The 13,373-nt window shown below is 67.1% G+C and carries 19 protein-coding genes, 1 tRNA gene and 1 other RNA gene; 17 read left to right on the top strand and 4 right to left on the bottom strand.

Going from position 1 to position 13,373, the window contains the following annotated elements; translation table 11 throughout:
* Positions 1 to 55: 55 nt before the first annotated feature.
* From E3T34_RS10275 to E3T34_RS10240, 9 genes are all read left to right on the top strand, one after another.
* Positions 56 to 523 (top strand): peroxiredoxin, encoded by a 468-nt coding sequence (locus E3T34_RS10275; protein WP_104101900.1) that lies wholly within the window; start codon positions 56 to 58, stop codon positions 521 to 523.
* Positions 524 to 594: 71 nt separating this feature from the next.
* A tRNA-Val gene (locus E3T34_RS10270) sits at positions 595 to 667 on the top strand.
* Between the two features lie 88 nt (positions 668 to 755).
* The gene (locus E3T34_RS10265) at positions 756 to 1,208 is read left to right on the top strand and encodes an S-ribosylhomocysteine lyase (RefSeq protein ID WP_104171090.1); all 453 of its coding nucleotides are present in this window, start codon (positions 756 to 758) and stop codon (positions 1,206 to 1,208) included.
* The gene (gene mtnN / locus E3T34_RS10260; protein ID WP_134342917.1) at positions 1,205 to 1,930 is read left to right on the top strand and encodes a 5'-methylthioadenosine/S-adenosylhomocysteine nucleosidase; all 726 of its coding nucleotides are present in this window, start codon (positions 1,205 to 1,207) and stop codon (positions 1,928 to 1,930) included. Before E3T34_RS10265 ends, mtnN begins: the two co-directional genes overlap by 4 nt.
* 266 nt (positions 1,931 to 2,196) lie before the next feature.
* Positions 2,197 to 2,514, top strand: a complete 318-nt coding sequence (locus E3T34_RS10255; RefSeq protein WP_134342916.1) for a hypothetical protein — start codon at positions 2,197 to 2,199, stop codon at positions 2,512 to 2,514.
* A gap of 316 nt (positions 2,515 to 2,830) precedes the next feature.
* A complete protein-coding gene (locus E3T34_RS16535; protein WP_241977388.1) occupies positions 2,831 to 3,052 on the top strand; it encodes a GAF domain-containing protein in 222 nt (73 codons plus the stop codon).
* Between the two features lie 39 nt (positions 3,053 to 3,091).
* The gene (locus tag E3T34_RS16530) at positions 3,092 to 3,268 is read left to right on the top strand and encodes an ANTAR domain-containing protein (protein ID WP_347232360.1); all 177 of its coding nucleotides are present in this window, start codon (positions 3,092 to 3,094) and stop codon (positions 3,266 to 3,268) included.
* Positions 3,269 to 3,347: 79 nt separating this feature from the next.
* Positions 3,348 to 3,686 (top strand): hypothetical protein, encoded by a 339-nt coding sequence (locus E3T34_RS10245; RefSeq protein ID WP_134342915.1) that lies wholly within the window; start codon positions 3,348 to 3,350, stop codon positions 3,684 to 3,686.
* A 103-nt stretch (positions 3,687 to 3,789) separates the two neighbouring features.
* Positions 3,790 to 4,668: a universal stress protein gene (locus E3T34_RS10240; protein ID WP_134342914.1), complete on the top strand. Its 879-nt coding sequence runs from the start codon at positions 3,790 to 3,792 to the stop codon at positions 4,666 to 4,668.
* A 43-nt stretch (positions 4,669 to 4,711) separates the two neighbouring features.
* On the opposite strand, the gene E3T34_RS10235 is transcribed toward E3T34_RS10240, so the two are convergent.
* Together E3T34_RS10235 and E3T34_RS10230 are read right to left on the bottom strand one after the other, a co-directional pair.
* Complete coding sequence (locus tag E3T34_RS10235; RefSeq protein ID WP_134342913.1) at positions 4,712 to 5,422, bottom strand: universal stress protein; 711 nt, start codon at positions 5,420 to 5,422, stop codon at positions 4,712 to 4,714.
* Positions 5,419 to 6,333: a universal stress protein gene (locus tag E3T34_RS10230; protein WP_104101921.1), complete on the bottom strand. Its 915-nt coding sequence runs from the start codon at positions 6,331 to 6,333 to the stop codon at positions 5,419 to 5,421. Before E3T34_RS10230 ends, E3T34_RS10235 begins: the two co-directional genes overlap by 4 nt.
* A gap of 141 nt (positions 6,334 to 6,474) precedes the next feature.
* Here E3T34_RS10230 and E3T34_RS10225 point away from each other — a divergent pair, with 141 nt between their 5' ends.
* From E3T34_RS10225 to rnpB, 7 genes are all read left to right on the top strand, one after another.
* Positions 6,475 to 7,710, top strand: a complete 1,236-nt coding sequence (locus tag E3T34_RS10225) for a sensor histidine kinase (protein ID WP_134342912.1) — start codon at positions 6,475 to 6,477, stop codon at positions 7,708 to 7,710.
* Positions 7,707 to 8,390, top strand: coding sequence for a response regulator transcription factor (locus E3T34_RS10220; RefSeq protein WP_104101926.1), 684 nt, complete (start codon positions 7,707 to 7,709; stop codon positions 8,388 to 8,390). Before E3T34_RS10225 ends, E3T34_RS10220 begins: the two co-directional genes overlap by 4 nt.
* Entirely contained in the window at positions 8,387 to 8,890 is a 504-nt protein-coding gene (locus E3T34_RS10215) for a DUF427 domain-containing protein (protein ID WP_134342911.1), read from the top strand. Before E3T34_RS10220 ends, E3T34_RS10215 begins: the two co-directional genes overlap by 4 nt.
* Complete coding sequence (locus tag E3T34_RS16755; RefSeq protein ID WP_134342910.1) at positions 8,884 to 9,405, top strand: DMT family transporter; 522 nt, start codon at positions 8,884 to 8,886, stop codon at positions 9,403 to 9,405. Before E3T34_RS10215 ends, E3T34_RS16755 begins: the two co-directional genes overlap by 7 nt.
* Before the next feature lie 4 nt (positions 9,406 to 9,409).
* Entirely contained in the window at positions 9,410 to 10,231 is an 822-nt protein-coding gene (locus E3T34_RS10205; protein WP_134342909.1) for a Nif3-like dinuclear metal center hexameric protein, read from the top strand.
* A gap of 68 nt (positions 10,232 to 10,299) precedes the next feature.
* Positions 10,300 to 11,037: a zinc ribbon domain-containing protein gene (locus tag E3T34_RS10200; protein ID WP_104101937.1), complete on the top strand. Its 738-nt coding sequence runs from the start codon at positions 10,300 to 10,302 to the stop codon at positions 11,035 to 11,037.
* A gap of 44 nt (positions 11,038 to 11,081) precedes the next feature.
* Positions 11,082 to 11,458: RNase P RNA component class A (gene rnpB, locus E3T34_RS10195), an RNA gene on the top strand.
* A 51-nt stretch (positions 11,459 to 11,509) separates the two neighbouring features.
* On the opposite strand, the gene ppgK is transcribed toward rnpB, so the two are convergent.
* On the bottom strand, positions 11,510 to 12,274 hold the full coding sequence (gene ppgK, locus E3T34_RS10190) for a polyphosphate--glucose phosphotransferase (RefSeq protein ID WP_104101940.1): 765 nt from the start codon (positions 12,272 to 12,274) through the stop codon (positions 11,510 to 11,512).
* 19 nt (positions 12,275 to 12,293) lie between these two features.
* On the bottom strand, positions 12,294 to 13,160 hold the full coding sequence (gene map, locus E3T34_RS10185; protein WP_134342908.1) for a type I methionyl aminopeptidase: 867 nt from the start codon (positions 13,158 to 13,160) through the stop codon (positions 12,294 to 12,296).
* Positions 13,161 to 13,172: 12 nt separating this feature from the next.
* On the opposite strand from map, the gene E3T34_RS10180 reads away from it, so the two are divergent.
* Positions 13,173 to 13,361: an SPOR domain-containing protein gene (locus E3T34_RS10180; RefSeq protein WP_104101945.1), complete on the top strand. Its 189-nt coding sequence runs from the start codon at positions 13,173 to 13,175 to the stop codon at positions 13,359 to 13,361.
* Positions 13,362 to 13,373 lie beyond the last annotated feature (12 nt).

Genomic DNA, 13,373 nt, shown 5'->3' with positions numbered 1-13,373 from the left:
TAGGCTGTGGCGTCGCCTTGCATCGTTCCCGTGGGCGCACGAAAGGAAGCGCTCCATGGCGTTGGAAAATGACACCCAGGCTCCTGATTTCGAGCTCTTCAACCAGTTCGGCGAGCGGGTGCAGCTCAGCGAGTTCCGCGGGAAGAAGTCGGTCGCCCTGGTCTTCTTCCCCCTCGCGTTCTCGGGAATCTGCAGTGGCGAGTTGTGCGAGCTGCGGGACAACCTGTCGTTGTTCGTCGCCAACGAGGTGGAACTGCTCGGCATCTCGGTCGATTCCCGTCACGCCCTGCGTGCCTGGGGGGAACAGGAACGGTACACCTTCGACCTCCTGGCCGACTTCTGGCCGCACGGTGCGGTCGCTAAGGAATACGGGGTGTTCCTCGAGCAAAAGGGCTTTGCGAACCGGGCCACGTTCTTGATCGACCCTGAGGGGATCATCCGGGCCAGCTTCATCACCGCGCCGGGCGAGCCCCGGTCGTTGGAGGCCTACCGGGCTGCGATCGGCGAACTCCAGCCGGCTTGAACCCGGCCGCGGTCCACCCGGCGCGCAGAATCTGTATGATGAAACACGGCCTTCACCGGCCGTTGCGTCAGGGGCCTTTAGCTCAGTTGGTAGAGCGCCACGTTTACACCGTGGATGTCATCGGTTCGAGCCCGGTAGGGCCCACACATAAACCCCTGATCACGTCCGTTGCGAACGAGCTTCAGCCGAGTGCCACGACAGCTTCCAGGGAGAACACGTGAATCAGCCACGCATGAACGTCGAATCGTTCAACCTCGATCACCGCACGGTTGTCGCACCCTACGTGCGCCTGGCCGATACCAAGATGCTGCCGCAGGGGGACACCATCGTGAAGTACGACGTGCGCTTCACCCAGCCCAACGTCCTTCACCTGGAGATGCCGGCAGTGCACTCGATCGAGCACCTCTTCGCCGAGCACTCCCGCAACCATTCCACCCGAGTCATCGACTTCTCGCCGATGGGCTGTCAAACCGGTTTCTACCTCATTCTGCAGGGGCAGCCGGAGTACGCCGAGGTCCTCGAGTTGATCGAGGCCACCATGACCGACATCCTCGGCGCCACCGAGGTGCCCGCCGCCAACGAGGTTCAGTGCGGTTGGGGAGCCAACCACTCGTTGGCAGCCGCCCAGGACGCCGTGAAGGTCTTCCTGGCCGCCCGCGGCGCCTGGGCCACCGTCACCGCATGACGACCGTCGACGCGATCATTCTGGTCGCGATGGAGGAGGAGGCCGCTCCGTTCCTGGCGGCGGCCACCGCTTCCGCGCCGCCGGTCGCCATCGGCAGGGCCCGCCGGCACCGCCTCACCTTGGCCGGGCGTGAAGTGCTGCTCGTGCAGAGCGGCATCGGGCTGGTCAACGCGGCCGGTGGGACGACATCCGCACTCCTCTTTGTGCGCGCCGAGGACCCCGAGGCGTCGCCGCTGGTGATCAGCGCGGGTTCGGCCGGCGGGGTGGGCGCCCAGGTGCGGGTGGGCGAGGTGGTCATCGGGAGCGAATACCTCAACAGCGACGCTGACGCACGCGTCTTCGGGTACGCGCTCGGCCAGGTGCCCGGCATGCCGGCTCGCTACGAGGGCGCGACTGAGGCGCTGCGCGGCGCCGAGTCGGCTGCCCGGATGCCCGACGGATCGGCGCTGGTCGTGCGCCGCGGGCTGCTGGTCTCCAACGACGCCTTCGTGAGCGTGGAGCGCGCAGAGAGCCTCCGCGTGCTGTTCCCCGGGGTTCTCGCCACCGACATGGAATCCGTGGGCGCTGCTCAAACCTGCTTCGCTCATGGCGTACCGTTCGTGGCGGTCCGCGGCATCTCCGACCTGTGCGGACCGGTTGACGATCACCTCACCCACATCGACGACGCGGCCGACCGCTCGGCCGCGGTCGTGCTGGAGATGCTGCGCAGGTTCGGCGACTGACTCGGCCTACGCCCCGTCCGGCCGTGACCGATCCTCGGTGCGTGCAAAGGTCGGACGCAGGTTCTTCAATAGCTCTACGGAGCCGGGTTCCGCGCGATACGCTGGAAACGGCGTGACTGAGAAAGTTGTTGCCCGCCGCGGAATAATCGTTGCTTTCCCGCGGAGCCGAGTGGTCGTGAAGGCACCGTTCACACTCACGCGCGAGCGACTTCGATGCGAGTAATTTCGATCCGAGTAACGGATGCCCGGGGGGGGTGAACGTCGTCATGTCCCGGTCTGACCGTCAATCGTTCGGCCTCGCTGTCGAGGAGTTGCGCAACGCGAACCTGAACAGCACGCACCTGTGTTCGCCGTTCCTGCGGGTGCTGCCCGTCACCGGCGTGGCGATCTCCACCCTCGGCGCACCGTTCGGCGCCGAAACCGTGTGCGCGAGCGACGTCGAAGGCGTGTTCGCGTTCCCGATGGTCGTCGGAACGTCGGAACGTTGGACATCGGAGCGGTTGACCTGTACTCCCGCCGCCCCCGCACTCCCACGCGCGCACGGTCCGCGAGGTAGCGGACGATGTTGTGGCGCGAAGGGTTGATGTTTACTTCAGAATTAGACGGGTATTGGGATGGAATTATGGTGACCAGAACGCGTGAAGGTCAGTTCGTTGAGACCTTCGTCACGCTGGCCGACCCGCTTGTCGTCGGGTACGACGTCGTCGACCTGCTGCACACACTCGTAGAGACCTGCGCCACACTCTTCGGGGCGTCCGCGGTCGGGATCATCCTCTCCGCCTACAACGACAACGATCTCGAGGTCGTGGCCTCAACCGACGAACGAAGTCGCCTGATTGAAATATCGCAGCTGCGGGCCGGCAATGGGCCGTGCGTCGAGTGCTACACGACCGGCTACCCGTGGCCATTCCCGACCTCGATGTCCTCGCCCCGGCGTGGCCACGGTTCCGGGCGGGAGCGCTCGAACTTGGCTTCAAGTCGATGCATTCGGTCCCCCTGCGGCTGCGAGCGACGACCATCGGATCGCTCAATGTCTTCTGGGATCGCCTCGGCGGTCTGGGAGCGGGGGACCTGCGCACGGTCCAGGCGCTGGCCGACACCGCCACCATCGGCATTCTTTAGGAACGCGCCATCAGGGAGAGCGGCGTGGCTCGGGCGTAGCTGCAACGCGCGCTCAGTAGCCGCGTTCTGATCGAGCAGGCCAAGGGCGTCGTCGCTTTCACCCACACCGTCGACATGGAAGAGGCCTTCGCGACCCTGCGTCAATATGCCCGCGACAACGGCCAGTGGCTGGTCGAGGTTGCCGAACAGGTTGTGAACCGAACTCTCGACCTGTAAACCCCGCACGGTCTAGAATCGGAATATGCCCCAGACCTTGGCTGCACATGTCCATTTCGTGAACAATCAGGGGTCTACCATGAAGCGTCTATTTCACCCCGGCGGATCGGTCATCACGGGCGATGACCTTGCGGATGCCGTCATGCACTATGCCGAGGCGTTGAGTCTCCGTCCCCAGGTCGATGTCGTCGACATCCCGATCGTCAAAGAGACGGGCCTGCTGGGTCGCATCCAGATCCTGATCGGCGGATCCGGCCGATTGGTCTGCGTTACTGCCGGTTCCGCACGGTCAGAGCTGTTGGAGCCGGAGACGGTGGACACTCTCCGCCATAAGGCCCTGGTCGGCACAGCCTCGGGCCGAGCCTCGTGGACGGGCGACGGGCTGGATTCGCCACAGTTCGACGAGTTCGACTACTGACGTCCTGACCGACGCCGGGACTTTCGGCCCTGTTCTGTCGGATCGGCGCGCGACATCGTAGACCCCGTTCTGCCCGCTGTGACGGGGAGCGGAGGAGGTCGTCGTGGACAACCGTGTTGTAGTGGGCGTCAGCGGTCGGCCGCCGGCTCGGGCTGCGCTCCAGTGGGCGCTCGACTATGCGCGTCCCCGGAGCCTGGAGATCGAGTTGGTGCACGTCGTCGACGCGACCTTCGGCACGACCCCAGCCGGGTTTCTGCACTCGGCCCGCGAGCAGGCCGAACTGCTGCTCGCCCGTGAGGGTGAGGAGGCCCGCAGTGTCGCTCCTGACCTGACTTTTCGCACGACGGTCCTCGAGGGCTCGCCCACCGGGGCCCTCACCGACTGGGCCGTCGGCGCGCAACTCCTCGTCGTGGGCTCGCACGCCCTGGGCCGGTTTCGGGACTATGTCTTCAGCACCCAAGCCGCGCAGATCGCGGCTTACGCCGCCGGTTCCGTCGTCGTCGTGCCCGAGCGGGAGGAACAGCGCGGCACCGGCGTCGTCGTCGGGGTGGACGGTTCCGAGGCATCCCTCGCCGCTGTGACATTCGCCGCGGATCAGGCGGACCGCCCGGGCGAGCGGTTGACGGCGCTGTACTGCTGGAGTGCGCCGGCCCCTTGGACCGAAGAGCGCGCCATGATCGACTGGCCGATGGTGCCCGATGAGGCGGACCGCCTGGTCCTCTCCGAAGCGGTGGTGGGACTGGCCGAACGCTATCCGGACCTGGTGCTCGACCTGCGGCTCGACCTCGGGTTGCCGGTGGACGCACTTGTGTCGGCGGCGACCGGTGCGCGGCTTCTCGTTGTGGGCAGCCACGGTCGCCACGGGTTCGCTCGCTTCTGGCTGGGTTCGGTCAGTCATGTGATCGTTTTGACCATGCCCTGCCCAGTCGCCGTGATCAGGGTCGCCGGCACCGAGACCGGACCGGTTAGCGAACCCGTCTAAGTTGTTCACAGCGCTCGCATCGGAGCGTGCGAATCGGAGGGTGTCAGTCGGACCGGGCGATCAGCACAGGCACGTTGATGTTCATCAGGACGTCGTGGGTGACTGAATCGATCACCGACTGGGTCACGGGCCTCGGATGTGAAACTCTGAGCACGGTATGGCAGCCTCGCTGCCGACATCGAGCAGAGCCTCGGCCGGCGGCCGGTGCACCAGCCGGGGATTCACGAACGCGCCGGGGGTTGCGGCAGTCGCGAGCTCCGGGCTCCGCACGCAAAGTCGAGGGCGCATGCACGAGGATGAGTTCGTGGCCAAGGCGGCGCGCCTCCTGGGCGCCGAGAATGACGGCCGAGGTGGATCCCTCGAAACGGTCGACATCCACGACGACTCCGCTTCGGCTGTCTGTGGTCGATTCCGGCACCGCGGCGACGGTGCAGCCGGCCGCCGCGGCGATCTGAACGCTGCGCGAGCCGAGCACGCGTCCGCTCAGGGAACCGGTCTTGTGGGTTCCGACGACCAAAACATCGTCGGATGTCGGCACCGCGGCGAGCGTCCAGGCGGGAGACCCGTGCAGGACGAGCGCGCCGATGTCCAGCCCGGGATGCGTCTTCGCCGCGGTGATCTCCTGCGTGAGCAGACTGCTCGCCCGGCGCTCGGCCTCCCGCGCGTAGTCGGGACCCAGCAGCCCCCACTCATCGTCGACGACGTGCACCAGGACCACGGGCGACCCGTCGAATCCGATGTAGGAGGTGTTCACCGCTTCTTCACACCTTCCGTGGAGTCCGGTCGGGACTCGGCGCGTTCACCGGCCGGGCGGGGGACCACAGCGACCGGGCACGGCAGGTTCATCAGCACGTCGTGGCTGACCGAACCGAGAAAGAGGCTGCCGACGGCACCCCGGCCGTGTGTGCCGACGACGACGAGGGACGCCGTTTGGGAGGCATTCACGAGCACGGATGCCGCGGTGCCCTGTTTCAGAACCTCGGCGATATGCAGCGCCGGATGCGCGTCGCGAACCCTCCTCGTTGCCCCCGACTGGATGCGCGCGTGGGCGTCCCGTATCTCCTCGTAGGGCAGGACGGCACCGTATTCGACGGCCACGGTCGCGGGAATGGTCCAGGCGTGGACGATATCGAGAGGGAGTTTGTAACGCTCGGCTTCGCGGGCCGCGAAGTCAACGGCGACCAGGGCCGTGACGTCGTTCTCCATGCCCACGACGATGTGGCCGCCACGTGCCTGCCAGTTGACGGGGACGACGACGACGGGGCATCGGGCGTGGGCCGCGAGGCGAAGGGGAAGGGTGCCGAAGACCGTCCCGGCGAGAACACCGGTCTTGTTCGTGCCGATGACCAGAAGGTCGGCGGTCGCCGATGCCCGCGCCAGCTCATCGACCGGGACGCCATGGCGGATGTAGCTCGTCTTCCGGCAGGAGGGTGCCACCTGTTCGACCCGTCGAAGGGCTTCCGCGAGCGGGCGCTCGTAGGCAGGCTGACTGGAATAGTCCGATCCCTCAGCGGGGTACCAGCCCAGCTCCACCACTGTGGTGAGTTCGAGTTGCACGGGCGTGCCCTGCATCCGTTCGAGCGTCACGACCCGGTCGAGGGCCCACTCCAGGGCCGCCTTGCTCGCGGCCCCACCGTCAATGGCGACGATCACTTTTTCAACCATGGGTGTGACTCCTGCTCTGGGGTGGAATCGCACCGGACAGTCCGCCCCACGTTATGATCGCAGTGCCTGCCGGACCGGGACAGGGCCGAAGGTCCCGTGCGGGTAGTATCCCCGCTACCAGACGAGAGGCGGTCCTCGGTCATGCCCCACGAAACTATCCCGGTCACCCTGAACGAACGTCCCGAGGCTCGCTCGGAGACAGTGATCGACCTGCCGGCGCACCTGCCCCTCCCGCGCCGGTCGCGGTGGGTGGCCGCATCCGCCGATTTCATCGAGGGTTTGCGGGGTGAGCGAACGGGTGACCCGCTGATGTTGCTGGCAGACATCTTCGCGTCGGCTGCGGATGCGGACCTAGTCTGCGTCATCGGGCCGCCTGGTGTTGATTCGGGCGTGGGGGACGGTTTTGTCGTCCACGCGGCTCATGGCAGCGCCACTCGACCGTTGGACGGCCTGGCCTTCCCCGTGGCGGGGAGCCTGTGCGGCCGGGCGATGGCCACCGGCCGGCCGGTCCTCGTCGGCCGGGAAGAGCGCGAGGCTGCGGGCCCCGAGTCGCTCCTGATACTCGGGTCGACCCTGGTGGTCCCGCTGGGCAAAGCCGGGGAAACCGGCCCGCCCGCAGTGGTGCTCACGGCCTCCCGGCCCAGCGGGGCGCCCCCGTTCACTGCCGTGGACCTCGATTCGGCCGTCGATTTCGCCCGACTGGCATATGCGGGCCGCCACCTCGAGCGGAGCAGCACGGACCGGGCGCGTCTGGCGGTGCTCACCGATCGCGACCGGATCGCACGTGAGCTGCACGACCGGGTCATTCAGCGGGTCTTCGCTGTCGGGCTCGCCGTGCGCGCCCTCGGCGGGATGACCGCCGACCCGGTGTTCGGGCGGCGGCTGGCCGACCAGGTGGGAGCGCTCGACGCGGTCATCGCCGACCTCCGCACCGCGATCTTCGGGTTGTCGACGCAGGCGGACCCCGACCGGCACGGGCTTCGCCGCAGCATCGTCGACCTGCTCGACGAGGTCGGACCTCTCTTTGCGCACCCGCCGCGGGTGGTGTTCTCCGGGGCGATCGATCTGCTCGTTTCCACCTCGCTGGCTGATGATGTCGTGGCGGTCGTGCGCGAGGGGCTGACCAACGTGGTCCGGCACTCCGGAACCCGGGAGGCTGAAGTGCGCGTCTCGGTCGCAGCGCACATCCTCACGGTCGAGATCGGCGACACCGGCGTCGGTCTGACCGGCGCAAGTCGGCGCAGCGGCGTCGCTAATCTGGCGGTCAGAGCCGAACGCTGGCAGGGGATGGTGTCGCTGCGCGACCGGGCGCCGCGCGGTGCCGAACTGCGTTGGACGGCGCGCGTGAGCGACGCTTCCGCAGAGACTTCCCGATGACGCGCGTGTTCGTGGTCGACGACCACGACGTCGTCCGTATCGGCCTGGCTGCCCTGATCAACGCCGAAGCTGACCTGGAAGTGGTGGGGGAGGCGGCAACGAGGCGGCAGGCCGTGGCGAGGGTCGCCGCCACCCGGCCGGACGTCGTGGTCCTTGACGTGAGGCTGCCCGACGGAAGCGGCATCGACGCCTGCCGGGACATCCGGGGGAGGGATCCCGGCATCCGGTGCCTGATGCTCACGGCGTTCGACGACGACATGGCCAGCCGCGCCGCCGTCCTGGCTGGGGCGTCCGGCTATGTCTTGAAGGACATCCGCGGTGATCGCCTGGTGCAGGGAATCCGGCGTGTGGCAGGGGGGGAGTCGCTGCTCACCCCGCTGCTGGCCGGCCGGGTGGCAACCTCGTTGGGGCTGGACCGAGGCGACCCTGCCGCCCGCGCGCTGACGACGCGGGAACGGCAAGTCCTCGATCTGATCTCCCGGGGCCTCACCAACCGCCAGATCGGCGAGCACCTTGACCTGGCGGAGAAGACGGTGAAGAACTATGTGTCGGGGGTGCTCAGCAAACTTGGCATGGAGCGCCGCACCCAGGCCGCCGTCTTCGGCGTGGAGTTGCAGCGCCAGGAGGGTTCGTCCAATGTTCGAATTCACCCGGCCGCTCCCGGTACGCTGGCCGGATGAAGCCGTTTCGCACTAACCGGGTTGTGCCCGGACCCGGCCAGGAATCGGTCTGGGATTACCCGCGACCGCCTCGCGTGGAGACGAGTGCCGACCGGGTCGTCGTCACCCTCGGTGGCCTGGTCCTGGTCGACACCGACGATGCCGTCCGGGTGCTCGAGACCAGCCATCCGCCGGTCTACTACCTGCCGCGCTCCGCGTTCCGGGCGGGGAGCCTCGAACCGGTGAACGGCCGATCGTACTGCGAGTACAAGGGCGAGGCGTCGTACCTGAGCGTGGTCACCCCGGGGCGTGTGGAGGAGGCGGCCGGGTGGTACTACCCGTCGCCGACGCGGGGCTTCGAGGATCTGGCGAACCGCGTCGCGCTGTACCCCGGACGGATGGACCTCGTTACCGTGAACGGGGAAGCGGTGCTGCCTCAGCCGGGCGACTTCTACGGCGGCTGGATCACCTCCCGGGTCGTCGGACCGTTCAAGGGGGCTCCCGGCACTCTCGGATGGTGACGCCGCCGCGAACCGTCACGAGCCGGCTCAGCGTGGCCCCCATCTTTCTGGCTGCGCTGCTCTGGGGAACGACGGGCACGGCCGCGCACTTCCTGCCCGTCAGCGCCAGCCCGCTGGCGACCAAGGGCAGTCACACGGCTCTGGACACTGTGCACACTGGTGGCTCTGCTCGGCACGATTCTGCTGATCACCGGCCGGCAGTCGGACCAGGCCGCCGGGTCCGCTCCTCTGGGCGTTCTGCTCGGGCTGCTCGCGCGATCGGGCCCATGTTCGTCGCCTATCTGCTCTTCGGCCGCGGCCCGCGCACGGTCTGCGGCAGCACGGCGACCAGCCTCACCCTGGTCGAACCTCTCGTGGCTACGCTGCTGGCGGTCCTGATCGTCGGCGAGCGGTTGCCACCGTCCGGCTGGGCCGGGCTCGGGCTGGTTCTGGTGGCGGTGACCGCGCTTGCAGTTCCTCGGAATTCCGGTCAACCGTCGTCAGGAGGGCGCACCGCCTCGTCACCGGTAGGCTGACGAGGTGCCCGTCTCACTCGCCGATGTCAGTCGGATCATCCATGAACTGTGGCCGTTGTCCGGTGCCGAAGTCTGGGACGCCCCGGGTCTGGTCTGCGGCAACCCCGGCCAGCCCGTCGAATCGATCCACCTGGCCGTGGACGCCGTCTCCGCGACCGTGGACGAGGCGGTCGGACATGACGCAGACCTGCTCCTGGTGCACCATCCGCTCCTGCTGCGCGGCGTCACGTCGGTCGCCGAAGACCGTTACAAGGGCGCCCTGATCGGTCGTCTGATCCGAGCGAATTGCGCTCTCCTTGCGGCCCACACCAACGCGGATGTCGTCGTAGACGGCGTCTCGGACATCCTCGCCACCCGACTCGGCCTCATTGACGCAACCCCCATCACGGCGGGTGCCGCGGCGGGAACGGGAATCGGCCGGGTCGGCCGGCTCGCGCACCCGACCACCCTGGGCCAACTGGCCCACCGGCTTGCCCAGCTCCTGCCGGCGACCGCCACCGGCGTCCGGGTCTCGGGGGAGTACGGCAGTGTCGTCAAAACCGTCTCGCTCTGCGGTGGTGCAGGCGATTCCCTTCTCCCTCATCCCGCCGTGCAGGCGTCCGACGTCTATATCACCTCCGACCTCCGTCACCACCCGGCGTCGGAGGCCCGTGAGCAGTCCGGGCTGTCGGGGGGCACCCCTGCCCTGATCGACGTGTCGCACTGGGCCAGTGAATGGCTCTGGATCGAGCCGGCCGCCGAACAGCTGCGGGCTCTTCTGCCCGGTGTGCGCATCACCAGCAGTTCCCTGCGCACGGATCCCTGGGACTTCGCGATCGTGCAGTAGCCTGCCGATGAAGTTCGGATCCACCCCCAACGCTCGTTCATATTTCTATTCGCAAAGGTCAGGACATCGTGAAGGCATCCCCAGTAGAACAGAAAGAGCTTCTCCGGCTTCAGGCCCTCGACATCCGGCTGCAGCAGGTCGAGCATCAGACGAAGGCCCTGCCCCAGCACGCCGAGATCCGGGAACTCACCACGTTGTTCGACACCACTCGGATGGCCTTCGGCACCCGCGTCGGCGAACGTGATGACGTGCGCACCGAGCTGGCGCGGATCGAATCCGACGTCGAAGTGGTCGAGAAGCGCATCGCGCGGGACACCGACCGGGTTCAGCACACTTCCTCGGTGAAAGACGTGCAGGCTTTGGAGACGGAGCTTGCGGCGCTGCGCAAGCGCCTCCTGGCGCTCGAGGAGATCGAGATCGCGGTGATGGAACGGCTCGAGGAGAGCGATGCGACCGTCTCCGCGGTGGAGGCGGAGCGGGACGCGATCGCGCTCCGGATCCACGACGCCGAGCAGGCGCGCAACGAAAGCCTCGCCGATCTGAACCGGCAGCTCGGCGAACTCCGCCGGGACCGGGCCGCCGTCGCCGGCAGCGTCGCCGAGGACCTCGCCACGCTGTACGAGAAGCGCTTCGTGACGGGGCGGGGCAACGCTGCCGCCCTGTTGCGGGCGCGCACCTGCAGCGGCTGCACGATGACGCTCACCGGCAGCGACCTCGATGCCGTGCGTTCCTCGCCGGCCGACGAGGTCCTGTTCTGCCCGGACTGCGGGGCGATCCTGGTTCGCACGGAGGAGTCCGGGATCTAGGTGGAGCCGGGCCCCGCCGGCGGCCTGTATTCTGGACTGTGGAATGGGTCGGCAAGACGGTCGCGTCATCCGCTACCTTCGGGTCAGCGGATGCCGAGGAACGTCCGGGCTCCGCAGAGCAGGATGGTGGGTAACGCCCACCCGGGGTAACCCGCGAGACAGTGCCACAGAAAGTAGACCGCCTCCGGTTTCGGCCGGTGGTAAGGGTGAAACGGTGGTGTAAGAGACCACCAGAGGCCAGGGTGACCTGGTCGGCTAGGTAAACCTCGTCCGGAGCAAGGTCAGACAGGAAACGCCAAGGCGGCTCGCCGAGTTTCCGGGTAGACCGCTAGAGGGCTGCGGCAACGTAGTCCCGAGATAGATGGCCGTCCAGGGTGCTTCGGCATCGGGACAGAACCCGGCGTAACAGCCGGCCCATTCCACCTTCCGGCCGCCAGGTTCTGCGCCGGGGTGCTCTGCCGCCCCGGGCAGGTCAGTCCTGATGCTTGACGGCGAGTGCGGCGGCCCCGAGGATTCCCGCGTTGTTGCGATGCACGGCCGGGATGATGGCTGTCTTCAGTCGCAGAAGGGGCAGGAAGTCCTGGTGGTGCTTGGACACGCCGCCGCCGACGATGAAGAGGTCCGGCGAGAACAGTGCTTCCAAGGTCGAGTAGTACTTCTGCAGCCGACCGGCCCATTTTTCCCAGCTCATGTTCTCCCGCTCCTTGGCGGAGTACGCGGCCTTGGTTTCGTAGTCGACGCCCTCGATCTGCAGATGGCCGAGTTCGGTGTTCGGCACCAGCAAACCGTCGTTGAGCAGTGCGGTTCCGATTCCGGTGCCGAGGGTCGTCATGATGACCACTCCCTTCACCCCCTTCGCCGCGCCGAACTGCGCCTCCGCGTAGCCGGCGGCATCCGCGTCGTTCACGAAATGAATGGGCTGGCCGAGACCCTTCTGGAAGAGATTCTCGGCGGAGAGGCCGATCCACTTGTCCGAGACGTTGGCGGCCGACATGGTGTGGCCGTTCTTTACGACGGCGGGGAAGCAGATGCCCACCGGCAGCGCGCCGGCACCCTCCTCGGCGGAAACGGTTGTCAGGAGGGTCCTGGTCGTTTCGATGATGTCGGCTGGTCGGCCGCCTTTAGGCGTGGGAAGCTTCATGCGATCGGACAGGAGCTTGCCGGTGGACAGATCGACCACTGCTCCCTTGATCCCGGTGCCGCCAATGTCAATGCCGATGGCCATGGTTGAACTCATAGTCAAAACCTACCGGTTGTCAGGAGAGGGTGAGGATCTCGGCGCCGCGGTCGGTCACCACGAGGGTGTGCTCAAACTGGGCGGTGATGCTCTTGTCCCGGGTCGTCACGGTCCAGTCATCCGCCCACATGTCCCAGTCGGTCCCGCCCAGGGTGAGCATCGGTTCGATCGTGAAGACCATGCCGACCTCCATCACGGTGTCGTAGACGGGAGCGGAGTCGTAGTGCGGGATGATCAGGCCGGAGTGGAAGGCCTCGCCGACGCCGTGTCCGGTGAAGTCCCGAACGACCCCATAGCCGAACCTCTTGGCGTAGGACTCGATGGCGCGGCCGATCACGTTCACCTGGCGTCCGGGAGCGACGGCCCTGATACCGCGGGCGAGAGCCTCCCGGGTGCGTTCGACGAGAAGCCTGACCTCGTCCCGTGCCTCGCCGACAATGAAGGTGGCGTTCGTGTCGCCGTGCACACCGTTTTTGTAGGCGGTGATGTCTATGTTGACGATGTCGCCGTTCTCAAGAACGGTGTCGTCCGGGATGCCGTGGCAGATGACCTCGTTCACGGAACTGCACAGTGATTTGGGAAACCCCCGATAGCCGAGCGTCGACGGGTAGGCGTCACGCTCGATCATGAACTCGTGGCCGATCCGGTCGAGTTCCTCTGTCGTCACGCCGGGGCGGATGGCCTGTGCGACCGCTTCGATGGCCCCGGCCGCAATCCGGCCTGATTCCCGGATCAGCTCGATGCGCTCGGAGGAGTACAGATTCGATCCTGTGTAGGGCGAGGGCATTCCCTTGCCGACGTACTCCGGGCGCACGATGTGGCGGGGAACGGAGCGGAGCGGAGAAACCGCGCCCGGGAGGAGGTGACCAACAGAATCCTTAGGCATAGGATCAAGCTTATGTCCGAAGGCACCGATCATCAGTTCTGGTACAACATGCGCACGGGCGCGGTCGAACAGGGGATGCAGTCCCCCTCCGCGGACCGCGTCGGGCCATTCGCCACCCGGGAGGAGGCCGTCCACGCGCTGGAGAAGCTGCGCGCGAACAGCGCCAAATGGGCCGCGGAAGAGGCCGAGAACGACCGCTAGTCCCGCGAGCGG

Source organism: Cryobacterium sp. TMT1-62 (assembly GCF_004403145.1).
GTDB classification, from domain to species: Bacteria; Actinomycetota; Actinomycetes; order Actinomycetales; family Microbacteriaceae; genus Cryobacterium; species Cryobacterium sandaracinum.
Note: the sequence above shows the minus strand (reverse complement) of the source record. Positions and strands in the feature narration are given on the sequence as shown.